The organism is Arthrobacter sp. SLBN-112 (assembly GCF_006715225.1).
Classification (GTDB): domain Bacteria; phylum Actinomycetota; class Actinomycetes; order Actinomycetales; family Micrococcaceae; genus Arthrobacter.
This window is the reverse complement of record NZ_VFMU01000001.1, coordinates 596,258-617,264: the sequence shown is the minus strand read 5'-3', so window position 1 is coordinate 617,264 and position 21,007 is coordinate 596,258. Positions and strand designations below refer to the sequence as shown.

Annotated in this window: 20 protein-coding genes and 2 pseudogenes; 6 read left to right on the top strand and 16 right to left on the bottom strand. The window is 66.1% G+C overall.

What is annotated here, in order from left to right; all coding sequences use genetic code 11:
- Positions 1-84: 84 nt before the first annotated feature.
- The gene (locus FBY33_RS02955) at positions 85-1,017 is read left to right on the top strand and encodes a LysR family transcriptional regulator (protein WP_142029230.1); all 933 of its coding nucleotides are present in this window, start codon (positions 85-87) and stop codon (positions 1,015-1,017) included.
- A 66-nt stretch (positions 1,018-1,083) separates the two neighbouring features.
- Here the strand turns inward: FBY33_RS02955 and FBY33_RS02950 are convergent, their stop codons facing one another.
- The 4 genes and pseudogenes from FBY33_RS02950 to FBY33_RS02935 all read right to left on the bottom strand — a co-directional run.
- A complete protein-coding gene (locus tag FBY33_RS02950; protein ID WP_142029229.1) occupies positions 1,084-1,893 on the bottom strand; it encodes an IclR family transcriptional regulator in 810 nt (269 codons plus the stop codon).
- Between the two features lie 81 nt (positions 1,894-1,974).
- A complete protein-coding gene (uraH, locus tag FBY33_RS02945) occupies positions 1,975-2,313 on the bottom strand; it encodes a hydroxyisourate hydrolase (protein WP_142029228.1) in 339 nt (112 codons plus the stop codon).
- Positions 2,310-2,807 (bottom strand): 2-oxo-4-hydroxy-4-carboxy-5-ureidoimidazoline decarboxylase, encoded by a 498-nt coding sequence (uraD, locus tag FBY33_RS02940; RefSeq protein ID WP_142032482.1) that lies wholly within the window; start codon positions 2,805-2,807, stop codon positions 2,310-2,312. Before uraD ends, uraH begins: the two co-directional genes overlap by 4 nt.
- Positions 2,808-3,086: 279 nt before the next feature.
- A pseudogene (locus FBY33_RS02935) lies at positions 3,087-3,680 on the bottom strand (response regulator); the annotation flags it as partial.
- Between the two features lie 263 nt (positions 3,681-3,943).
- Here FBY33_RS02935 and FBY33_RS02930 point away from each other — a divergent pair.
- On the top strand, positions 3,944-4,225 hold the full coding sequence (locus FBY33_RS02930) for a hypothetical protein (protein ID WP_235010422.1): 282 nt from the start codon (positions 3,944-3,946) through the stop codon (positions 4,223-4,225).
- 210 nt (positions 4,226-4,435) lie between these two features.
- Here the strand turns inward: FBY33_RS02930 and FBY33_RS02925 are convergent, their stop codons facing one another.
- Genes FBY33_RS02925 through FBY33_RS02915 form a run of 3 tightly spaced genes read right to left on the bottom strand, consistent with a single transcriptional unit; the run spans position 4,436 to position 6,084 of the window.
- Positions 4,436-5,107 (bottom strand): DNA alkylation repair protein, encoded by a 672-nt coding sequence (locus FBY33_RS02925; RefSeq protein WP_142029226.1) that lies wholly within the window; start codon positions 5,105-5,107, stop codon positions 4,436-4,438.
- Positions 5,104-5,676 carry a GNAT family N-acetyltransferase gene (locus FBY33_RS02920; RefSeq protein WP_142029225.1) on the bottom strand — a complete coding sequence of 191 codons (573 nt, stop codon included), beginning with the start codon at positions 5,674-5,676 and terminating at the stop codon, positions 5,104-5,106. Before FBY33_RS02920 ends, FBY33_RS02925 begins: the two co-directional genes overlap by 4 nt.
- Positions 5,677-5,685: 9 nt before the next feature.
- Entirely contained in the window at positions 5,686-6,084 is a 399-nt protein-coding gene (locus tag FBY33_RS02915) for a hypothetical protein (RefSeq protein ID WP_142029224.1), read from the bottom strand.
- 89 nt (positions 6,085-6,173) lie between these two features.
- On the opposite strand from FBY33_RS02915, the gene FBY33_RS02910 reads away from it, so the two are divergent.
- A complete protein-coding gene (locus tag FBY33_RS02910) occupies positions 6,174-7,568 on the top strand; it encodes an MFS transporter (RefSeq protein ID WP_142029223.1) in 1,395 nt (464 codons plus the stop codon).
- A gap of 66 nt (positions 7,569-7,634) precedes the next feature.
- Here FBY33_RS02910 and bcp read toward each other — a convergent pair whose 3' ends face one another.
- The 7 genes and pseudogenes from bcp to FBY33_RS02875 all read right to left on the bottom strand — a co-directional run bounded on the left by bcp (position 7,635) and on the right by FBY33_RS02875 (position 15,139).
- On the bottom strand, positions 7,635-8,114 hold the full coding sequence (gene bcp, locus FBY33_RS02905) for a thioredoxin-dependent thiol peroxidase (RefSeq protein WP_142029222.1): 480 nt from the start codon (positions 8,112-8,114) through the stop codon (positions 7,635-7,637).
- Positions 8,115-8,195: 81 nt separating this feature from the next.
- Positions 8,196-8,846, bottom strand: coding sequence for a winged helix-turn-helix domain-containing protein (locus FBY33_RS02900; RefSeq protein ID WP_142029221.1), 651 nt, complete (start codon positions 8,844-8,846; stop codon positions 8,196-8,198).
- A 9-nt stretch (positions 8,847-8,855) separates the two neighbouring features.
- Complete coding sequence (gene allB, locus FBY33_RS02895; protein ID WP_142029220.1) at positions 8,856-10,199, bottom strand: allantoinase AllB; 1,344 nt, start codon at positions 10,197-10,199, stop codon at positions 8,856-8,858.
- Positions 10,192-11,385 carry a glycerate kinase gene (locus tag FBY33_RS02890; RefSeq protein WP_142029219.1) on the bottom strand — a complete coding sequence of 398 codons (1,194 nt, stop codon included), beginning with the start codon at positions 11,383-11,385 and terminating at the stop codon, positions 10,192-10,194. The genes allB and FBY33_RS02890 overlap by 8 nt, the downstream gene beginning before the upstream one ends.
- Before the next feature lie 2 nt (positions 11,386-11,387).
- Entirely contained in the window at positions 11,388-13,178 is a 1,791-nt protein-coding gene (gene gcl / locus FBY33_RS02885; RefSeq protein ID WP_142029218.1) for a glyoxylate carboligase, read from the bottom strand.
- Positions 13,179-13,347: 169 nt separating this feature from the next.
- Positions 13,348-14,238, bottom strand: a pseudogene (locus FBY33_RS02880) (2-hydroxy-3-oxopropionate reductase); the annotation flags it as partial.
- 100 nt (positions 14,239-14,338) lie between these two features.
- Positions 14,339-15,139 carry a hydroxypyruvate isomerase family protein gene (locus FBY33_RS02875; protein WP_142029216.1) on the bottom strand — a complete coding sequence of 267 codons (801 nt, stop codon included), beginning with the start codon at positions 15,137-15,139 and terminating at the stop codon, positions 14,339-14,341.
- A 191-nt stretch (positions 15,140-15,330) separates the two neighbouring features.
- Here FBY33_RS02875 and FBY33_RS02870 point away from each other — a divergent pair, with 191 nt between their 5' ends.
- From FBY33_RS02870 to FBY33_RS02860, 3 genes are all read left to right on the top strand, one after another.
- The gene (locus tag FBY33_RS02870) at positions 15,331-16,191 is read left to right on the top strand and encodes a hypothetical protein (protein WP_142029215.1); all 861 of its coding nucleotides are present in this window, start codon (positions 15,331-15,333) and stop codon (positions 16,189-16,191) included.
- A 112-nt stretch (positions 16,192-16,303) separates the two neighbouring features.
- Positions 16,304-17,350 carry a LacI family DNA-binding transcriptional regulator gene (locus FBY33_RS02865; protein ID WP_142029214.1) on the top strand — a complete coding sequence of 349 codons (1,047 nt, stop codon included), beginning with the start codon at positions 16,304-16,306 and terminating at the stop codon, positions 17,348-17,350.
- A 127-nt stretch (positions 17,351-17,477) separates the two neighbouring features.
- Positions 17,478-18,221 carry an MBL fold metallo-hydrolase gene (locus FBY33_RS02860; protein ID WP_142029213.1) on the top strand — a complete coding sequence of 248 codons (744 nt, stop codon included), beginning with the start codon at positions 17,478-17,480 and terminating at the stop codon, positions 18,219-18,221.
- 80 nt (positions 18,222-18,301) lie between these two features.
- On the opposite strand, the gene FBY33_RS02855 is transcribed toward FBY33_RS02860, so the two are convergent.
- Positions 18,302-19,591 (bottom strand): MFS transporter, encoded by a 1,290-nt coding sequence (locus tag FBY33_RS02855; protein WP_142029212.1) that lies wholly within the window; start codon positions 19,589-19,591, stop codon positions 18,302-18,304.
- Between the two features lie 55 nt (positions 19,592-19,646).
- Positions 19,647-20,906: a M20 metallopeptidase family protein gene (locus FBY33_RS02850; RefSeq protein ID WP_142029211.1), complete on the bottom strand. Its 1,260-nt coding sequence runs from the start codon at positions 20,904-20,906 to the stop codon at positions 19,647-19,649.
- Positions 20,907-21,007 lie beyond the last annotated feature (101 nt).

Below are 21,007 nucleotides of genomic sequence, written 5' to 3'. Positions count from 1 at the left end.
GAAGAACCTGTAGTGATGAGATTAGGGTCACAAGTGCTGCAACAAAAGCGCGAGATTTTGAAGATAACAATGCAAAATAGGTGCATGATTGATCCGCGACTCACCACTCTCCGAGTGTTCGCCCGCTGTGGCACCATCGGCGCTACTGCGGAGCTCACGGGGTATTCTCCATCTGCCGTCTCCGCGCAACTGCGGGAGCTCCAGCGCGTGCTTGGAATGCAGCTGCTGACGAAAGACGGCCGGGGCGTGCGGCTTACCGCCACGGGACGCTTTCTCGTGGCGGGCTCGGATCCCCTTATTGCCCAGTGGGAGAGCCTGCGCGCCGCAGCCATGGAGGCCGGCGACCAGGTGCAATCCCACTTTGGCCTCGGCGGGTTCTCCTCTGCAGCCGCCCACTTGCTCGCGCCGCTGGCCGCCACCCTGCGCTCAACACGCCCCCTGCTGGAGGTACAGGTTCTGGAGGCTGATCCGGCCCGCTGCTTCGACTTGTTGGTTGCGGAACGAATCGACCTTGCAGTCATTGTCGCCATGCAGTCCGGAAGTTATGGCGAGGACGACCCGCGTTTCGAGCAGAGGGTTCTGCTCGACGATCCACTGGACGTGATCATTCCCGGTGACCATCCCCTGGCGTCACGCGAAACAGCGACGCTTGAAGAGCTGGCGTCCGAACCCTGGATCACGGAGGCCGCCGGTTCCACTTACCATTCCCTCTTCACGGCGGCGTTCACGGCAGTCGGGGTGACACCGCGGATTGCCCATGAGGCCGTCGAATGGGAAACCCACATCGCATTCGTGGGTGCGGGGCTGGGCGTCGGGCTGCTGCCCCGGTTGGCGCCTTTGCATGGCGCCGAAAACGTGGTTCGGCTACGCATCACCGGTAAGGCAAAGCCCACGCGCCGCATTGTCGCTGCGGTGCGCAGGGGCAGCATCGCCTCACCCCTGATCCAGGAGTCGCTCGGCATCCTGCAGGTCAACGCCAACCGGATCCTCACCGGCCGGCTCGACGAGGACCTCTGAGCGCTGCCAGCGTGGGGCGTCCCTTCGCCCATTGCTTTTTCTGCGCCGCTGGAGGAACGCGCCGTCTCAGCGGTGGGTGTAGCCCATGTTTGCGCTGACTTTGAGCCCGGCTTCCTTGAGTGATTCCAGCAGGCCTGGAATCTGCTCCGGCTCGAAGCGGAAGGCCGGCCCTGAGATGCTGAGGGCACCAATTACCGTGCCTTGGTGGTTGTAGACGGGCACGGCCACGGCATTCAGTCCGATCTCGAACTCCTCACGCACCACTGCGTACCCCTTGGCGGCTACCTCGAGCAGCTGCGCGTCGAGTTCTTTGCGGCTGGTGATGGTGCGCGCTGTGCGGGCAGCCAGGCCCGTCTCCCTCAGGATGCGGTCGCGCTCATCGGCGCTGAGCGCGGCCAGGAGCACCTTGCCGCTGGACGTGGCATGCAGCGGTGTCAGGCTTCCCACCCAGTCGTAGGTGGCCAGCGTGGAGGGGCCCATGGCCTGGTCCACGTTCACCGCGTAGTTGGAGCGCAGGACGGCAAGGTTGACCGTTTCCTTGAATTCCTCCGCCAGGCTTTCCAGGACGGGCCGTGCCTCGTGGACCAGGCTGAGCCGCGCGGGAATGGAGCTGGCCAGGCGCAGGATGCCAAATCCGAGCTGGTACTTTCCTCGCTCGCTGTTCTGGTGAACCATCTCCCGGCTTACCAGGGACCCCATCAGCCGCGAAACGGTGGATTTGTGGATCCCCATCTCCTCGGCGATCTCGCTCACCCCGGCATGCCCCTCCCGGGCCAGGATTTCCAGAACCGTCAGGGCGCGCTCCACGGACTGCACCCCGCCGGACTGGCCGCCGTCGGCATCGGTATCGGATTCAGGATCTCTATTCGAAGCCATACTTCCTGATCCTATGCCGGGAACTGTGACGGCCATGACATTGGGTTAACGCGCTTGACGCAGCGGCTCCCGGAATTCCCGCTAGCTGCCGCGGTAGGTGGAGTAGGCGAACGGGCTCAAAAGCAGGGGCACATGGTAGTGCTCTGGGCCGGTGACTTCGAAGACCAGGTCCACCTCCGGGAAGAACGTTGCCGTCCCCAGCCCGGCGTAGTACTTGCCTGTGGCGAAGTTCAGCTTGTAGTGCCCGGGTTCCAGCTGCTCCGGCCCCAGGTCCTTGGCCCGGCCGTCGGTATCCGTGCTGGACGCTGCCAGCTCGCGCCAGTTGCCGGAGTAGTTCTTCAAAAGGACGACGGCGACCCCCGCCGCCGGGCGCCCGGCACCGGTGTCAAGGATGTGGGTGGTCACGTGGGAAATGCTCATTCGCTGATCAGTCCTTCAAGCCGCAGTACGGCGATTTCGCGCAGCTGCTGGGCCACGATGGTGTCTTCTTCTTCGGGGGAGTTGGTGAGCCGCTGGTTCAGGGCCTGCAGGATCGCCGGGGCTGTGCGACCGGCGGCCCGGATAAGGAAGACCCGGCCGAACTTCTCCTCATACTCGCGGTTCCCCCGGGCCAGGGACTCGGCTGCCGCGGCATCCGCGGGGTCCACCCCGGCCTGCTCGGAACGTGACATGGACGCTTCGGTGCTGGCCGCCGTCGGACGTTCCCCGATCCTGGGATGGTGGGCCATGGCGGCTTCAACCTCTGCAGGGGTGAACGGATTTGCTGCCTGGGCGGCGAACTCCAGCAGCTGGTCACGGCTGCTGAATGGCCGTGCTGCTGCCACCACCTCCACCCAGCGGCTGACGTCGATGCAGGGCCGGAGGGTGGCCTGGGCCGCGGCGGAATCGGCGGCGTTGAATTCGGCAAGCTTCATGCTGGCGTCTTCCTCGATGGTCATGCTGGCATCCATGGTGACGGCTATGCGGATGCCGGAGAGGTCGGCGCCCGTTCATGGATCACCATCAACAGAGCTTCCGCATCATGGAACTGTTATTTCAGCATACGTAATATTCAAGAGCAGGCCCATGGCGGTGTCAAGCGGTGACGGAACAGCTTCAGTCATGTCGGTCTTAACAACCACCAGTCCTGACCGGCCTGAACTACATCGCGTGGCGCTGGATGGCCTCCCTGAACTGGGAGGCGTGGTGGATCGCCCTGCCCCCTTGCCCATGGCGTCGGCAAAGGTGAGGTGGAGCCCGTCGGGCGTCTGGTACCAGTCGTAGAAGTGCCCGCCCACGCTGCGGGACGGGCGGAAGAAGCCCGCCATGTCGTAACCCTCAACCCGGATATCTTCCTTGGGCAGGAGGCTTTGCTGCACTTCGGTGGCGCGTTCCAGCTCGCCCCGCGACGCGGATTCCGCTGCGGGTGAGGGGCGGCGCCGGAACAGGGCGTTGATGCGGGACTGCAGTTCCCGGGGGCTGAACGGTTTGCTGATGTATTCGTCGGCGCCGTTGTCCAGGCCGGTCAGCTTGTCGAGTTCGTCTGCACGGGCGGTGAGCATCACGATGAATGCGTCCGAGAATTCCCGCAGGAGCTTGCATACCTCCAGCCCGTCAAGGTCCGGCAGGTTCAGGTCCAGGGTCACCAGATCCGGTTTGATGCGGCGGACCTCCTCCACTCCCGGCAACCCTGCGCCGGCCTGGGTGACCTCGAAGCCCTGCTTGACCAGGACGTGGACCAGCAGCCCTCGGGTGTCCGGGTCATCTTCAATGACCACCGCACGGCGGATTTCGGGGGGAGAGACCATAGCTCTACTTCTACAGTATTAAGGCGCACAGGACATTTCGTGCGCTCCCGGTTTCCGTGACTTCGCTGACAGCACGGTTGTCTTTGTCCACTTCCGCCAGTACTGCACAGCCACTCAGCAGATCTTGCGGAAATCTTGGCATCTGCTTGCCGGGACGTTGAGGAACGCCGGTCACACTCGAAGGAACGCAGCAGCTTTCCACAAGAGACGGTACGACGACGGCCGTTTGGGGGCTGCACGGCTTGCGGAAGGCGGGGAAGCCAATGGAACACATGAAAAGGAACGGTGCGGACAAGGCCAAGGCATTGCTCCGCCTTTATTTCCATTCACGCAAAGTGCGGGCGGCGGCCAGGGAACTGGAGGACGCGCTGGCGGAATCCCGGGAAGCGTCCAGCTGGCCCGGAGACCGGCTCCCGGTGGGGGAGGAGATGTCCCGGCACGTGGAGAAACTGACCCGCCGGCTCAAGCTGGAGACCGAGGCGCACCACAGGTTGGGCGTGCTTTTTAAAACTGCGGGTGGAGGGCATTCCGTCCCGGCGCTCTAGGTGCCACACTTAGCAGCAATCGATTGGCTGGGGATAGTCAGGAGATTGCAGTGGGTGCTTTGGCGGGTTGGGCGTACCTTTTGGCAGGGCTGATGACCATGGACGCGCTGCTTCTGGCGCTGTGGGCCATGGAAGTCGACTGGGGCAAATACTGGCGGCGGAAGTAGCCTCCCACCTGCCCATCGCGTTCCGGCCCGGGTGTACTGCCGGTTAGGCCCGCTGCTGCCGGCTGACCATCTCATTGATCCATGCAGGCGCGTACGGCGACGTGCAATTGGGTGGCGTGGGGTAGTCCTTCAGGACGCCCAGGCGCTCGCCGATGTCCAGGGCCCGGGCCCGGAGATCCGCGTGTTCAATGCCGATCCGCACGAGGGTGGTGTTCATTGACCACTGCAGCCGGCCCGGAGCGTCCTTCATCTGCGCTTCGATGGTGTCCAGGAGGCCTGGCAGATCCAGTCCATCGGGTTTCCTGGCTGCCCGGTCGGCGGTCAGCTCCCAGCCGGCACTTGCAACACGTTCGTCGGGATCAGCCATCCAGGCGAGCCGCAGGGCCGCGGCGTGAGGTGTCTTCTTGACCACATAGTTCACCAGCCAGTCCTGCAGTTTAGGTGCGCCCGACTCGCGGAGCATGATGTCCAGTTCGTCTGGACCAAAGTCTTTCGGGCGGCAGATCAACACAGCCAGCAGCCGCGCCGCCGTATCACCGGTAGCCCAAAGATCCAGGGCAAGGTCCTGCTGGGTCTTCAAACGCCTGGCGATCTCCCGCAGCCGGGCGAGGTTGACGCCGTGGTCATCCCCGCGCTTTTGGTTGGCCCCGCGCACATGTGGGTCTTCGAGTGCGGACAGCTCAGCGAGGACTGCCGCCAAAACTTCCCCAGTCATGCCAGCTCCAGCCGCATGAGTACCCGCGGGAAGCCGTTCAGCACGGATTGGGTGTCCGCCGCCTTGGTGAAGCCCGCGTCCTCGAACAGCTTCCGGGTGCCCACGTAGGCCATGGTGAGGTCCACCTTGCTGCCCTTGTTGTCCACGGGATAGCCCTCGATGGCGCGTGCCCCGTGGGAGCGGGCCATAGCCACGGCGCCGGCCAGGAGATGGTGCGAGATACCTATGCCGCGGTGGCCGGGACGGACGCGAAGGCACCACACGGACCACACGTCCTGATCGTCCACATGGGGAATTCTTCTGTTGCGGGCAAAGGTTGTGTCCGCACGTGGATGGACTGCTGCCCACCCAACTGGTGCGCCGCCGTCGTACGCCACCACTCCGGGGGGCGGATTCTGGGCCACCAGCTGCCTGACCAGCTCCCCGCGCTCTTCAGCACGGAGGGAGATGTTCTGTTTGGAAGGGATCCGGTAGCTCAGGCACCAGCAGACGGTGGCATCCGGCCGTTTGGGCCCCAGCACTGCCTTCACGTCCTCGAAGTTCGTCGCCGGGTGCACCTCAATGGCCATGCCGCCATCCTAGTCTTCCGGCATCCTGCCGATGCTCCAGGCGGCGACCTTGCGGACATCAACCCTGGTTGCCTGAAGGGGCACCCTGACACCTCCTGAAAGCAGGACTGGCCCCAGGAAATGGATGTACCGTGGCTGGCCTCCAGAGCGGATATCGGCTTCATCCGCGCCGGATTCCCACGAGTCGAGAACCCCGGCGATGGCCCAGCTGCCGATCCGCACCTGGTCATTCTGCCGCTGGGTCCACGAATGCTCCGACACCACCGACCCCGAAATGACGGCACCGTCAACCACCACGGTGAGTTCCAGGGTTGCGTCGGGGCCTGTCCCAAAGACCGAGGTCAACAGCAACAGGAGGCGGGGATCGATCCTGTCGTCCGGGGTTTCCTTTTCCGTCCCGTGGTCCATGCCCGTCCCTTCCCTGTGCGCCAACGACCTCCCCATCAGCCTAGTTTCCACCCTGTTGGCAATTATGGTGCCTCACTACACTGGAACCCATGACCCAGCAGGAACCGGGGAAGGCTGCTGCGGGTCCGGATACCGTCGGCACCTCCCTGCGCAGTCCAGCCGAACGCTCCCGGACCTTCACCGGCATCCTGGTCAACACCGCCCTGGCCAACATCACCACCAGCTATCTGTGGTTCGCCCTGACGTTCTGGCTGTACCTGGAGACGCGCAACGTGATCGCCACGGGCGTGGTGGGCGGCGCGTACATGCTGCTCATTGCCCTCTCCAGCATCAGCTTCGGCACCTTCGTGGACCGGTACCGCAAGCTGGCCGTGATGCGCTTTGCCGCCGGCTTCACGCTGGTGATGTTCGTGCTGTCCGGGGTGATGTTCCTGCTGACGCCGGCTACGTCCCTGCTGGACCTTGCGGGCCCGTGGTTCTGGGTCTTCACCCTGGTCATCCTGATCGGCGCCGTGGTGGAGAACCTGCGGAACATTGCCCTCTCCACCACCGTGACCATCCTCATCGAACCGGAGCGCCGCGCCAACGCCAACGGGCTGGTGGGGATGGTGCAGGGACTGATGTTCATCGTCACCTCCCTGCTGTCCGGATTATCGGTGGGCCTGCTGGGCATGGGCTGGACCATTGCCGCCGCCCTGGTGCTCACGGCGGTGGCCTTTGTCCACCTGCTGACCCTGCGGATGCCGGAGGAGGTGCGGGCCGCTGCAACGGACGCCCACGGCGGGTTCGACCTCCGGGGCTCGCTCGCGGCCGTGCTGGCCATCTCGGGGTTGTTCGCGTTGATCCTGTTTTCCACGTTCAACAACTTCATCGGCGGCGTCTACATGGCGCTGATGGATCCGTACGGGCTGGAAATGTTCTCCGTGGAGATGTGGGGCGCCGTCTTCGCGGTGGGATCCACCGGGTTCATCATCGGTGGCGCCCTGATCGGCAAGTTCGGGCTCGGCGCCAATCCCCTGCGGACCCTGCTGGCTGCGGTGGCGGCCATGGGCGTGATCGGTGCAGTGTTCACGCTGCGGGAGTGGGCGTGGCTTTACATCCTGGGGATCTGGCTTTACCTGGTGCTGGTCCCGTTCGTGGAGGCGGCCGAACAAACCGTGATCCAGCGGGTGGTTCCGTTGGAGCGGCAGGGCAGGGTTTTTGGCTTCGCCATGGCATTCGAGTCAGCCGCGGCGCCCGTGACGGCGTTCGTGATCGCCCCCATTGCCCAGTTCTGGATCATTCCCTACGCGCGGTCCGCGGACGGCGCCGCCCGGCTGGCTCCGCTGCTGGGCGAGGGCACCTCGCGGGGCATCGCACTGGTTTTCCTGGTGGGCGGCATCATCATGATCGCGGCCGCCCTGCTGGCCTTCCTGACGCCGGTCTACCGCCGCGTATCGGATTCGTATGCGCAGGTGGCGGCAGAAGCGAAGGCGGCCGGTTAAAGGCCGGACGCTCCCGCAGCATCTGCGGAAGCGTCCAGGGGAACCTGCGGAAGGTGATGGAGCGTCCTAGACGCCCAGGGCTTCCTTGAGCTGGGCGACGTGGCCGTCGGCCTGCACCTGGTACTGGGCCAGGGTGACTTTTCCTTCGGGGTCCAGCACAACGGTGGAGCGGACAATGCCCTCGTGGATTTCGCCGTGGACCAGTTTTTCGCCCCAGGCGCCGTAGGCCAGGGCAACAGTGTGGTCGGGGTCGGAGAGCAGCGGGAAGGTCAGGGAGAAATCACCGGTGAAGCCGGCCAGGGCTTCCTGGGCGTCCGGGGAGATGCCGACGACCTCGTAGCCCTTGCCCTGGAGGGATGCCAGGCTGTCGCGGAAGTCGCAGGCCTCGGTGGTGCAGCCGGGGGTGGCGGCCTTCGGGTAGAAGTACACAATGACGTTCCTGCCGCGGAAGTCGGCCAAGGAGGTCTCCCGGCCCTGGGCGTCCTGGAGGGTGAATTCAGGAGCCGGGGTGCCGGGCTGAAGCTTGGTGGTCAGGGTGGGGCTCATGGCGTTCCTTTGTAAGACTCGGTCAGTGATGGCCAAACATCAAGTGAAGCGGGTTGCCGCTTAGTGATACAAACCAGCGCGTCATATGCAGTATTCCGCCGGTCCACGAACGGCTGCGTGCGGGCCCGGCACAAACTGGTATCCGCCGCCGCGCACGGTGGCCACGGCATGGCGGGCGTTGCCTAGTTTCTTGCGGATCCTGCCCACGTAGACGTCGATGGAGCGCGCCGTGGCGCCGGGAAAATCCAGCGATTCCAGGAACTCCTGCAGTTCCTCGCGGCCCACCGTCCGTGACAGGTGCGTCACCAGGTAGCGCAGCACTTTGTATTCGACGCCGGTCAGCGCCACCGGCCTGCCGTCCAGCAGGACGGTGTCGGCGGCGAGATCCACGGCGACCCGGCTGACGGGGCCGGCCGACGGCGGCAGCCGCGTGCCGTCGTCGTCCTTTGGAAGTGCCGGGCCGGCTGCCTCCGCCGTGGAAGGAGACGGAGAGGAGTCGGCTGCGTCTCCTTCCGCGGCGGACGTGGGGGCTCCGGCGGCAGGCCAATGGACTTCCGCCTCCGGAGCAGTTTCGAGGGCCCTTGCCAGGACCATTTGGGCGGCGTGGCGCAGGATTTCCGGGCTGGTTCCTTCGGCCGGGACCACCCAAACGGCAAGTCCGCGGGCGGCAGCTTTGGGCGGGGCCAACCGTGGACGGTACGCCGTCCTTGGATGGTGGACTTCCACTGCCATGGCGCGTCCCTAGACGCCGCCGCGGCGGATCAGCCTGCCCGTAGGGGTCTGGCCGTCCACTGCGGCACCGCGGAGGAAGGTCTTGCGCACCACGCCGGACAGCGCTTTGCCGTCGTACGGGGTGATCGGGTTCTTGTGCTTGAGCTTTGACACGTCCACCACGAACGCCTCGTCCGGCGCGAAAATGGCGAAGTCCGCGTCGTAGCCCAGCGCCAGCTGCCCCTTGTTGGTGAGGCGTGCCAGGTTGGCGGGCTTCTCCGCCATCCAGGACACCACCTGCTCCAGCGGGATCCCGCGGTGCCGGGCTTCGGTCCAGATCAGGGACAGGCCCAGCTGCAGCGAGGAAACTCCGCCCCAGGCCACGGCGAAGTCGCCGTTTTCCAGGTCCTTCAGGTCCAGTGTGGAGGGGGAGTGGTCCGAGACGATGCAGTCGATGGTGCCGTCCTGCAGGCCCTGCCACAGCAGTTCCCGGTTGGAGGCCTCGCGGATGGGCGGGCAGCACTTGTAGGCGGTGGCACCGTCCGGGATTTCCTCCGCCATCAGCGTGAGGTAGTGCGGGCAGGTTTCCACGGTGAGCTTCACGCCGTCGCGCTTTGCGCTGGCAATCATGGGGAGCGCGTCCGACGACGACAGGTGCAGGATGTGCGCACGGGCACCGGTCCAGCGGGCCCGTTCTATGACCTCGGCGATGGCCTTGTTCTCGGCGCCCCGGGGGCGGGAGGCCAGGAAGGTCTGGTAGTGGTCACCGCCGGGGTGCGGGGCGCGGTCAATGGCGTGCGAGTCCTCCGCATGGACGATCATGAGGGAATCGAAGGACTTCAGCTCGGCCATGTCCTCCTCCATCTCGTCGGCATCCAGGTGCGGGAACTCGTCCACGCCGGAGTGCAGGAGGAAGCACTTGAAGCCGAACACGCCCTCGTCATGCAGGGGACGCAGGTCGGCTTTGTTGCCGGGGATTGCGCCGCCCCAGAATCCGACGTCGATGAATGCCTGGTCCTCGGCCACCTCGCGCTTGAGCTTGAGGTTTTCCACGGTTGTGGTGGGCGGGACGGAGTTCAGCGGCATGTCGATGATGGTGGTCACGCCGCCGGCTGCCGCGGCGCGGGTGGCGGAGGCGAAGCCCTCCCACTCGGTGCGGCCGGGCTCATTGACGTGGACGTGGGTGTCCACCAGGCCGGGCAGCAGGGTTTCGTCGTCGGCGAGTTCAATGACTTCGGCACTGGCCAGGCCGTTGCCCAGCGGTTCGATGGCCACGATCCTGCCGTTGCGGACGCCCACCTCGCGCGGGGCGATGCCGGCGGTGGTGAGGATGCGCTGGCCCCGGATGACCAGGTCAAAACGTTCTTCAGACACGGAGGTCCTCCTTGGTACTTGCGGTGGCGGGCCTGTTGGCCGCGAGTCCCGCACTGATCTGGGTGCCCAGCTGCTCCAGCAGGGGTCCTGCCTCTGCTATGCACCTGTTTACATCGCTTTCCAGCGCCGTCAAAGCGTGGATGTCCTCGAATCCGGCGGCAGCCGCCTGGCCGGGGTCCAAGGTGGTCCGGCCGCAGACGGCGACGACTGGAACGCCCTGGGCAGCGGCGGCGCGGGCAACACCCATGGGGGTCTTGCCCAGCAGGCTTTGCTCGTCCAGGCTGCCTTCTCCCGTGATCAGCAGGTCGGCGCCCGCCAGCCGGTCCGCCAACCCGGTGAATTCGAGGACGACGTCGATGCCCGGCCGCCGCGTTGCGGCCAGGACGGCGATGGCGGCGTAGCCCACGCCTCCGGCTGCCCCGGCTCCGGGAGCCTCGGCAGCCTTGACGGCGCGAAATCCGATTTCCCTGGCCAGGACTTCGACAAACCTGGCCAGGGCGGCGTCGAGCATGCCGACGTCCTGTTGTGTGGCGCCCTTCTGCGGGCCGAAAACGGCTGCGGCGCCCTGGGCGCCCAGCAGCGGGTTGTCGACGTCGGATGCCAGCACAAAGCGGGTGTCCACCAGCCGGGGCTCGAAATCAGTGAAATCGATGCTGTGCAGGTTTGCCAGCGCAGCCCCGCCCGGTGGGAGTTCATTGTTCCTGCTGTCCAGGAACCTGGCGCCGAGTCCCTGCAGGAGCCCGGCGCCGCCGTCAGTGTTGGCACTGCCGCCCACGCCGAGGATGATCCGGCGGCAGCCGGCGTCCAATGCGGCGCGGATGAGCTGGCCAGTCCCGAGGCTGGTGGCGTTGGTGGCGGCTGCCGAGTCCGGCCGGCCACCGTTTTGCACGCCCGGCACCAGCGCGAGCCCGGACGCCGTGGCCATCTCGATGACGGCTTCATGTCCCCGGACGGCGAAGTCCGCTTCCACGGGCTGGCCCGTGGGACCGGTGACCGTTGCGCCGCGGCGGGTGAAGCCGGAGCCGACGGCGGCGTCAAGGGTACCCTCGCCGCCGTCGGCCACCGGAATCCGGACCACCTCAAGGTTCCCGCCCGCCCCGCGCTGCAGGCCCTTTTCCAGGTGGCTGCAGACTTCCGGGGCGGAGAGCGATCCCTTGAACTTGTCCGGGGCGATAACCACGCGCATGGTTATGCCTGCAGGGCCAGGATGGCGGTAGGGGCGTCCGCGGCGGTCTCGGCCAGTTCCTCGAACTCGTTCACGGCGTTGATCTCCACGCCCATGGAGATGTTGGTGACCTTTTCCAGGATCACTTCCACCACCACGGGAACCTGGAACTCGCCCATCAGGGCCTTGGCCTTGTCGAACGCGGCGGCGAGGTCGCTGGGGTCCTCCACGCGGACGGCCTTGCAGCCCAGGCCTTCAGCCACCTTGAGGTGGTCCACGCCGTAGCCGCGTGCGTTTTCGGACAAGTCCGCGCTGTTGACGTTGTCGAACGCCAGGGACACGTTCTGCTCCATGTTGAAGCCGCGCTGGGACTGGCGGATCAGGCCCAGGTAGGAGTTGTTCACCACCACGTGGATGTACGGCAGGTTGAACTGCGCGCCCACGGCCAGTTCCTCGATCATGAACTGGAAGTCGTAGTCACCGGAGAGGGCCACCACGGTCTGTTCCGGGTTGGCGCGCACCACGCCGAGCGCGGCCGGGGCGGTCCAGCCCAGGGGGCCTGCCTGGCCGGCGTTGATCCACTTGCGCGGGCCGAACACGTGCAGCATCTGGGCGCCGGCGATCTGGGACAGCCCGATGGTGGACACGTACGTGGTGTCGCGGCCGAAGGACTTGTTCATCTCCTCGTACACGCGCTGCGGCTTGATGGGGATGTTCTCGAAGTGCGTCTTGCGGTGCAGGGAGGCCTTGCGCTCCTGGCATTCGGCAACCCAACCGCTGTAGTCCGGCAGGGACCCTGCCGCCTTGCGCTCCCTGGTGAGCTCAACCAGCCCGGCCAGCGCCGCACCGGCGTCGGACGCGATGCCCAGGTCCGGCGAGAACACGCGGCCGATCTGCGTGGGCTCGATGTCGATGTGCACGAACTTCCGGCCCGCCGTGTACGTCTCGAGGCCGCCGGTGTGGCGGTTGGCCCAGCGGTTGCCGATGCCGATCACGAAGTCGCTCTGCAGGTAGTTCTCGTTGCCGTAGCGGTGCGAGGTCTGCAGGCCCACCATGCCGGCCATGAGCCGGTGGTCGTCCGGGATGGTGCCCCAGCCCATCAGGGTGGGGATCACGGGCACATTCAGGGTCTCGGCCAGCTCCACCAGCTGGGCGGAGGCGCCGGCGTTGATGATGCCGCCCCCGGCCACGATCAGCGGGTGCTTGGCGGCGAGGAGCATGTCCAGGGCCTTTTCCAGCTGCTTGCGGGAGGCCTTGGGCTTTTCGACGGTCAGGGGCTCGTAGGTGTCGATGTCGAACTCGATCTCGGCCAGCTGCACGTCGATGGGCAGGTCCAGCAGGACCGGGCCGGGGCGGCCGGAGCGCATCAGCTGGAAGGCTTTCTGGAAGGCACCGGGAACCTGGCCGGGCTCCAGGATGGTCATGGCCATCTTGGTGACGGGCTTGGCGATGGACTCGATGTCCACGGCCTGGAAGTCTTCCTTGTGCAGCTTGGCCACGGGGGCCTGGCCGGTGATGCAGAGCATGGGGATGGAGTCTGCCCAGGCGGCGTAGAGGCCGGTGATCATGTCGGTGCCGGCGGGGCCGGAGGTGCCGATGCAGATGCCGATGTTGCCGTCCTTGGCGCGGCTGAAGCCGTCAGCCATGTGGCTGGCACCTTCAACGTGGCGGGCCAGGGTGTGGCGAATACCGCCGTGGGCGCGCATTGCGGAATAGAAGGGGTTGATGGCGGCGCCTGGCAGTCCGAACGCCTCGATGGCGCCTTCCTTTTCCAGGATGGCCACCGCTGCATCAACGGTACGCATCTTGCTCATGGGGTGCTCCTTGAAAGCTTGGGAAGTCGGTTTTTGGGTGTGCTGAAGTACCCCCACGAACCGTCGTGGGGCACTTTGGGGGTGGCCGCCGTCGTAATTGACGACGGCGGCCGGCGTGTCTGTGTCGAAGTGCCCCGTTATGGAGGGGCTGGTTCGCCTGCTGCCGGGGTTACCTGCGGCCGGAGAGCTGGAGGACCTGCTTGAAGAGTCCGGAGTGGTCCAGTGCGCCGTCGCCCTGGTTGACGGTGGCGGCGACGAGCTGGGCGACGAGGGCGCCAAGCGGGATGGCGACGTTGGCTTCACGGGCGGCGGAGGTGACGATGCCCAGGTCCTTGTGGTGCAGGGCAAGGCGGAAGCCGGGCTCGAAGTTGCGGTCCAGCATCTTCTGGCCCTTCTGGTCCAGGACCTTGGAGCCGGCCAGGCCGCCGCCGAGCACCTTGAGGGCGGCGTCGGTGTCCACGCCGTAGGCCTCAAGGAAGGCGATTGCTTCGCCGAGGACCTCGATGTTGACGGCGACGATCAGCTGGTTTGCAGCCTTGACGGTCTGGCCGGAGCCGGAGGGGCCCACGTGGACGATGGTTTTGCCGACAGCGTTCAGGATGTCCTGGGCGTCGTCGAAGTCCTTCTTGTCGCCGCCCACCATGATGGAGAGGAGGGCGTCGATGGCGCCCTGTTCACCGCCGGAGACGGGTGCGTCGAGGGGGCGGATGCCTGCTTCCTTGGCCTCTGCCGCGAGGCGGACGGCGACGTCGGGGCGGATGCTGGACGCGTCGATCCAGAGGGCGCCCTGCTTTGCGTTTGCGAAGACGCCGTCCTTGCCGCTGACTACGCCCTCGACGTCGGGGGAGTCGGGCACCATGGTGATGACGACGTCGGCATCCTTGACGGCGTCGGCGATGCTGGAGGCGCCCTTGCCGCCTTCGGAGACGAGCTTGTCGATCTTGTCCTGGCTGCGGTTGAAGCCGGTGACGGTGTGGCCGGCCTTGACCAGGTTGATGGCCATGGGCAGGCCCATGATTCCGAGTCCGATGACTGCAACGTTGCTCATGATGGTTCTCTTTCCTGAAAGTCTGTGTCGGGGTTACCCAACTAGGTCGCAGTAGATGTCGTTTTGGGCGGTCTAAACGACATCTACTGCTACTCAGTTGGGCGGGTGGGGATTACTTGGCGGCGTGTTCGCGGATGGCCCAGCTGAAGGCAGTCTCCTGCGGTTCCTTGTATTCGAGGCCGATGTAGCCCTCGTAGCCAAGTTCACGGCTGCGGGCGATCCATTCGCCGAGGGGGAGGGTGCCGGTGCCGGGGGCGCCGCGGCCCGGGTTGTCCGCGATCTGGATGTGGCCGAAGTCCTTGGCGTGGTTCTCGATCACGGCCGGGACGTCGTCGCCGTTGACGGCCAGGTGGTAGAAGTCGGCGAGGAGCTTGATGTTGCCGACGCCGGCCTCCGCCTTGACGCGGGCGATGACCTTGAGTGCGTCGTCGGCGGTGAGGAGGGGGTACCTGGGTGCGCCGCTGACGGGTTCCAGGAGGACGGTGCCGCCGATGCGGGCGACGCCTTCTGCCGCTGCAGCCAGGTTCTTGACCGCGAGTTCGTCCTGCTCTTCGGGCGTGAATTCGTCCTGCCGGTTGCCGTAGAGGGCATTGAAGGCCTTGCAGCCCAGGCGCTCGCCGATGCCGGCCACGACGTCGATGTTGTCCTTGAACTCGGAGCAGCGGCCCTTCCAGGAGACCAGGCCGCGGTCGCCGGCAGGCATGTTGCCGGCGTTGAAGTTCAGGCCGGTCAGCTGCACGCCGGCGTCCGTGATGGCGTTCTCGAACTCGGTGATCTCGCTGTCTGCCGGGACCGAGGCCTCGAAGGGCCACCAGAACTCGACGGCGTCAAAGCCTGCTGCCTTTGCTGCAGCAGGGCGCTCGAGCAGGGGAAGCTCCGTGAGGAGGATGGAGCAGTTCACTGTGTACGTCATCGTAGGTCCTTCCGAGGAGGGGCTTTGATCTATCTTCCCTTGCTTTCGGCTTCGTCACCGTTTCCGCTTTGTGGAATTTAGATTCTGCTTTATGAAAAGTGTAGGGAACGCGGGTGGGGTAGTCAAGGGGAGCCAAGGGCAGGAGACTGGTATGAGGTAAGCCAGCTCAACAGGAATGGACTCGAGCGATCATGACCGGTGCCCGTCTGCGTCTTGTGGCCTGGCTCGTCGCCCTGGCCGGATTCCTCACCGCCTGCATTCCGGTCGCGGGGCCGCAGGAGGATGGCGGCCCAGCTGCCTCCGCTTCCAGCGCCGCATCGGTTGAGGCGGGGCCGCCTGAAGACGCGTCGGGGGGTACCGCCCTTGCAGCACCGCCGGCTCCCCTTGAGCCGGCGACGACTCCAAGCCCCGAACCGGTCCCCGCCCAAGCCCCTGCCCCTGCCCCAGCGCCGCAGCCGTTCGCCCTGAACCTCTATCGGGAGGGGGACTTCGTTCCGCAGTACACCTTCGACTGGTGCGTGGCGGCGAGCATCCAGATGGCGCACAACCTTATCGACGACACGGGCGGTGGAACCTGGGCTGACTCCACGCAGCAGGGTCAATTGTGGGAGATGGCCCGCGCCCGCTCCTCTGATTCGTTCAATGGCGCCAACCCGTTCGGCTGGGCGCAGGTGCTGACGGAATCGGGGATGGGGCCCTACCGCGTGGTGAGCATTGCCGACTATGGCGAGGCGGTTCGAACCGCTGCCCGTGCCATCGCTGACACGGGCCGTCCGGTGGGGCTGGTCATGTGGAGCGGGCGCCATGCCTGGGTGATGAGCGGATTCGAGTCCCTCGGCGACCCCCGGCAGTTCGCCGACTTCGCCGTGACCGGCATCCGCGTCCTCGACCCGCTCTACCCGTACGGCAGCGGACAGTGGGGGCCGTCGCCTGTCCCCAACAGCATGCTCACGCCCGGGGAGCTGGCCACGCAGTTCGTGGTCCGCGAGCCGCGCCGCTGGAGCAGCAGCCTGCCTGCCGGGTATCTCCTGGTGCTGCCGGTGGCTGCCTGACACTTCATTGCATTGCAGCATGACGCTCTGAGCCGTCAAGGTGTGGACCAGGAACGAGTAGCCTACTGGTAACCCCCGCGGCAGCATCCAAACATGAGGACGTCCGAGACAGATGAGCAACAGGAATATTGGCATCAAGGACGTAGCCGTGGCCGCCGGCGTGTCCGCCACCACCGTTTCACACGTCCTCAACGAGGTGTCCTACGCGAGGGTAAGCCAGGAAACCCGGAACAAGGTGCGGTCCGCCGCGGAACAGTTGGGTTATGGGCCCAACCGCCTGGCCCAGGCCCTCCGCACCCAGAGGACCGGGCTGCTGGGCCTGCTCAGCGAGGACATCGCCACCACGCCCCACGCTGGAAGGATCATCCTCGGCGCGGATGAAGCCGCCAGGGCGCGCGGGTACAACCTCATGGTCATCAACACCTCCGGCTCAGCCAGCCTGGAATCCCGGCAGGCCGACGTCGAGGCCCTCCTGGAGCGCCGGGTGGACGGAATCCTCTACGCCACCATGTACCACCGCAGCGTTGAGCTGCCGCCAAACCTCGGCAGCGTGCCCTCCATCCTGGTCGATTCCGTAGCGGCCGACGGTGACATCATCGCTGTCATCCCCGATGAAACAGGGGGTGCCCGAGTTGCCGTGCGCGCGCTCCTTGAAGCCGGCCACGCCCGGATCGGTTTCATCAACAACAACACCACTGACGTACCCTCAACCCGCCAGCGGCTTCAAGCCTTCCGCACCACACTGACTGAAGCGGGGATCGACGGCGACGCGGCACCTGTCGAGTCCGCGGCCTCCGATGCGCAGGGCGGCTATGAGGCGGCGCTGCGGATCCTCGCAGGGGAGGAGCCGCCCACTGGCCTGTTCTGCTACAACGACCGCATGGCAATGGGAGCCTACCGCGCCGCCGCCGAGCTGGGGCTCTCCATCCCCGCCGACCTTTCAGTCGTCGGCTTCGACGACCAGGAACTGATCGCCGCCAATCTCCATCCGGGCCTGACCACCGTGGCCTTGCCGCACTATGCCATGGGAGCCTGGGCCACAGAGCATCTGATTGATGCGATAGAGGGCAAATCCGACCTGCCCCAAACGGCGGTTCGCCCGACCATTTTGGGCTGCCCGCTGGTGAGCCGCTCTTCCATCGGGCCTCCCCGGCACTAGCCCTCGGCACCACCGGGGCTGGGACACATGGGACAGGACAAGTGTCCGCCTGAGGCTTCAGTCTGCCTGTTGCTGGGTACGTCCAGGGGACAGTGACCAAGCAGCCCGCCTGAAGGAGCCCCCGGCAATGATCATCCCCAGCGTCGCAGACGGCGTTCACCTGATTACCCACGCCAACGTCAACTGCTATGTGATCGAGGACGACCACGGCGTGACCCTGGTGGACGCGGGCCTGCCCACCATGTGGCCCATGCTCACCCAGCTCCTTGAGGAACGGAACCGGCGCCCGCAGGACGTCAAGGCCCTGGTCCTCACGCACGGCCACTTCGACCACGTGGGATTCGCGCTGCGGGCCCGCCGGCAGTGGGGGATCCCGGTGCTGGTGCATCAAGGGGACGCCAGACTGGCAGCGCATCCCTACCGCTACAAGCCGCAGCGGAACAGGTTCCTCTACCCGTTCACCCACCCCAAATCGCTGCCCCGGCTCGGCAGCATGGCAGCGGCAGGTGCCCTGGCCGTCAAGGGCATCTCCGACACACAGCCATTAGGCGCCGGGGTCGCGGACGGACTGACTGGCCGTCCCGCCGTCGTCCATACTCCCGGCCACACGGACGGGCACTGCATCCTCCACCTCCCGGACCGGGGCATCCTCCTCACCGGCGACGCCCTGGTGACCCTGGATCCCTACACCGGTGAGGCCGGACCGCAGATCGTGGCCTCCGCCGCCACCAAGGACACCGGGCAGGCGCTGGCATCGCTGGAGGCCATTGCCGCCACGGGGGCCACCACGTTGCTGCCGGGCCACGGCGAGCCCTGGAAGCAAGGGGCGGAAGCTGCAGTTCGCGAGGCGCTGAAGATTGGCGCGCACTGACGGTGGCAGCCCGCAGTAACAAACGCAAGAGGTCCCCGGCGCACCTAACGGCGCCGGGGACCTTGCTGCCTATGGGATGCCTAGTGTGTCAGGTCCTTGCCCTTGGTTTCGGGGATGGTGAACACGAACGCGGCGCTGACCACCAGCAGCAGCACGGCGTAGACGTTGAACACCTGCGGCGCACCCAGCGAGGACCCGAGCCACTGCTGCAGGTAGGGCGCGGTGCCGCCGAATACTGCCACGCAGATGGAGTAGGGGACGCCCACTCCCACGGTGCGGATGGACGTCGGGAACAATTCGGCGTATACGGCCGGGACGATGGCGGCGCTCGCGGCAATGAAGACGAGCATCACGGACATGCTGACCGCCAGCTGCCAGGCGGAATCCTTCAGCAGCCAGGTCATGGGGAAGTGCATGACAGCGGAGCCGGTGGCGCCGGCCCAGAGAACCTTCTTGCGGCCGATCCGGTCCGAGAGCTTGCCCCACACCGGCAGGGCGGCGATGAACACGATGTTGGCGATGACGCCGGCCCACAGCGCCTCGCCGCGGTCGATCTTCAAGGCAGTGGTGGCGTAGCTCGGGGCCACCACGCCCCAGATGTAGTAGATCACCGTGAGACCCACCGTCAGGCCGATGACCTGCAGCGCCTGCTTGCGGTACCGGATGATCTGCGGCCAGATCGGGGCGCGCCGTTCGGAGGTGGCTTCACCTTCAAAGGCCTCGGTTTCGTGCAGCCGCGACCGCATGATCAGTGCATACAGGCCCATGGCGGCGCCGATCAGGAACGGGATCCGCCAGCCCCACGCGTTCATGGCCTCGGTGCTCAGGCTCATGTTCAGGACGGCGCCCAGCAGGGTGCCGAAGAGGATGCCCACGGTCCCTGACGTGTAGATCAGGGTGGCCCAGAAACCGCGGTGCTCCTTGGGAGCCATCTCGGACAGGTACGTTTGCGACGACGGCAGCTCACCGCCGTGCGCCAGGCCCTGCACCAGCCGTGCCACCAGCAGCATGAGGGAAGCGAACGCCCCGACGCTGGCGAAGGTGGGGGCGACGCCGATCATCAGGCTGCCCAGTGAGGCGAGGCCGACGGCGAGGGTCATCGACGTCTTCCGGCCCACGCGGTCGCCGATCCAGCCGAAGAGGAAACCGCCAAAGGGCCGGGCGACGAAGCCGACGGCGAAGATCGCCAGGGTGGACAGGACGGCCGACGCGGGGTCCGCCTTGCTGAACAGCTGGCTGGCGATGAAGGGGGTGAACGTGGCGTAGATGGCCCAGTCGTACCACTCAACGGCGTTGCCGATGCCGGTGCCGATGACGGTTTTGGCGGTGGACATGCGCCCAGTCTGTGCCTTGGTTGCTGCAACGGACATGGTTTTCTTCCTGGTCGGTTGGGTCTGGGGGATACCGGTGGAGCTGCTGCCGGCCTTAGGCGGCCTGCGAAAGTGCGGCCAGCCGGGAGATGGCGAGTTCCGCATAGAGGGCGGCCCCGTCAGCCAGCACGCCGTCGTCGAACGTTGCGTACGGCGAATGGTTGAACGGCGAGGTTGCCGGATCGCCGCCCGGGGCGACGGCGCTGAGCCCTACGAACGTGCCGGGCACCTCCTCGAGGACCCGGGAGAAGTCTTCCGAGCCGCTGAGGGGAGTGGCCCAGCGCGAGAGGCGGCGCTCGCCGAAGAGCTCGGTGATCACCTTTTCGGCGGTGTGGGTTTCGTCCTCGTTGGTGATGGTGAGGGGGTATTCCTGCAGGTAGTCGACGGCGACCTCCACCCCGTGCGCGGCCGCGATCCCCTTGAGCAGCCGCGGTACGGCCTCCATCATCTTTAGGCGCGATGCTTCGGAGAACGTCCGGATGGTGGCCTCGATGCGGGCCGATTCCGGGATGACGTTCCGCTTGGTGCCGGCGTGGAGCACACCCACGGACAGGACCACGGGATCGAACATATTGAACTGCCGGGTGACCATCACCTGCAGGGCCGTCACCATTTCCGCGGCCACCGTGACGGGATCCTTCGCCGAGTGCGGGGCCGAACCGTGGCCGCCGGCGCCAAGCACCGTGACTTCCAGGCCGTCGGAGGCGCTGAGCATGACGCCGGGCTTGGTGCAGAAGGTGCCGTGCGGCTCGAGGGAGGAGAACACGTGCATGCCGTAGGCTGCCTGGACCCGGGGTCCGGCAGCGTCAAGGACGCCCTCGCGCAGCATGAAGCTGGCGCCGTCGAAGCCTTCCTCGCCCGGCTGGAACATCAGGACCACATCGCCGTGCAGCTGGTGCCTCTTCTCCGCAAGGAGGGTGGCGGCACCGGCGAGCATGGAGGTGTGCAGGTCATGGCCGCAGGCGTGCATGGCACCATCGGCCTGGGAAGTGAAGGCAACACCGGTCTTTTCCTGAACAGGCAACCCGTCCATATCGGCGCGGAGCAGGACGGCAGGGCGGGCATTGCTGCCGCCGGCATTCCTTTGCCCTCCGGTTCCCGGTTCCCCGGCAGCCGGGTGCCCGCCGCGCAGGACCGCAGTGACCGACGTCGTGTCCTTGCCCAGGGTGATCTCGTAGGGAAGTCCGTCCAGCGCCTGAAGGACGCGCTCCTGTGTGCGGGGGAGGTGGAGGCCGATTTCCGGCCGCCGGTGCAGGTCATGGCGGAGCCTGGTGAGGTCTTCCTGCAGGTCCTTGGCGTCGTCGATTATGGGCACGTGTCACTCCTTGGATATGGGCATCGGGGCTTAGGGACTATTCTGAAGTGGCGTGGTTCACATGTAGCAAAAGCGCAGTAATTATTCAGTGGAGACTGCTT

Bases quoted from the DNA above. Each gene is read 5' to 3' on its own strand.
- FBY33_RS02865 (WP_142029214.1), top strand. From the start codon at position 16,304: ATGAGCAACAGGAATATTGGCATCAAGGACGTAGCCGTGGCCGCCGGC.
- gcl (WP_142029218.1), bottom strand. From the start codon at position 13,178: ATGAGCAAGATGCGTACCGTTGATGCAGCGGTGGCCATCCTGGAAAAG.
- FBY33_RS02910 (WP_142029223.1), top strand. From the start codon at position 6,174: ATGACCCAGCAGGAACCGGGGAAGGCTGCTGCGGGTCCGGATACCGTC.
- FBY33_RS02900 (WP_142029221.1), bottom strand. From the start codon at position 8,846: ATGGCAGTGGAAGTCCACCATCCAAGGACGGCGTACCGTCCACGGTTG.
- FBY33_RS02875 (WP_142029216.1), bottom strand. From the start codon at position 15,139: ATGACGTACACAGTGAACTGCTCCATCCTCCTCACGGAGCTTCCCCTG.
- FBY33_RS02890 (WP_142029219.1), bottom strand. From the start codon at position 11,385: ATGCGCGTGGTTATCGCCCCGGACAAGTTCAAGGGATCGCTCTCCGCC.
- FBY33_RS02855 (WP_142029212.1), bottom strand. From the start codon at position 19,591: ATGTCCGTTGCAGCAACCAAGGCACAGACTGGGCGCATGTCCACCGCC.
- FBY33_RS02860 (WP_142029213.1), top strand. From the start codon at position 17,478: ATGATCATCCCCAGCGTCGCAGACGGCGTTCACCTGATTACCCACGCC.
- FBY33_RS02930 (WP_235010422.1), top strand. From the start codon at position 3,944: ATGGAACACATGAAAAGGAACGGTGCGGACAAGGCCAAGGCATTGCTC.
- FBY33_RS02955 (WP_142029230.1), top strand. From the start codon at position 85: ATGATTGATCCGCGACTCACCACTCTCCGAGTGTTCGCCCGCTGTGGC.
- FBY33_RS02920 (WP_142029225.1), bottom strand. From the start codon at position 5,676: ATGGCCATTGAGGTGCACCCGGCGACGAACTTCGAGGACGTGAAGGCA.
- FBY33_RS02915 (WP_142029224.1), bottom strand. From the start codon at position 6,084: ATGGACCACGGGACGGAAAAGGAAACCCCGGACGACAGGATCGATCCC.
- FBY33_RS02925 (WP_142029226.1), bottom strand. From the start codon at position 5,107: ATGACTGGGGAAGTTTTGGCGGCAGTCCTCGCTGAGCTGTCCGCACTC.
- uraD (WP_142032482.1), bottom strand. From the start codon at position 2,807: ATGAAGCTTGCCGAATTCAACGCCGCCGATTCCGCCGCGGCCCAGGCC.
- bcp (WP_142029222.1), bottom strand. From the start codon at position 8,114: ATGAGCCCCACCCTGACCACCAAGCTTCAGCCCGGCACCCCGGCTCCT.
- FBY33_RS02870 (WP_142029215.1), top strand. From the start codon at position 15,331: ATGACCGGTGCCCGTCTGCGTCTTGTGGCCTGGCTCGTCGCCCTGGCC.
- FBY33_RS02950 (WP_142029229.1), bottom strand. From the start codon at position 1,893: ATGGCTTCGAATAGAGATCCTGAATCCGATACCGATGCCGACGGCGGC.
- uraH (WP_142029228.1), bottom strand. From the start codon at position 2,313: ATGAGCATTTCCCACGTGACCACCCACATCCTTGACACCGGTGCCGGG.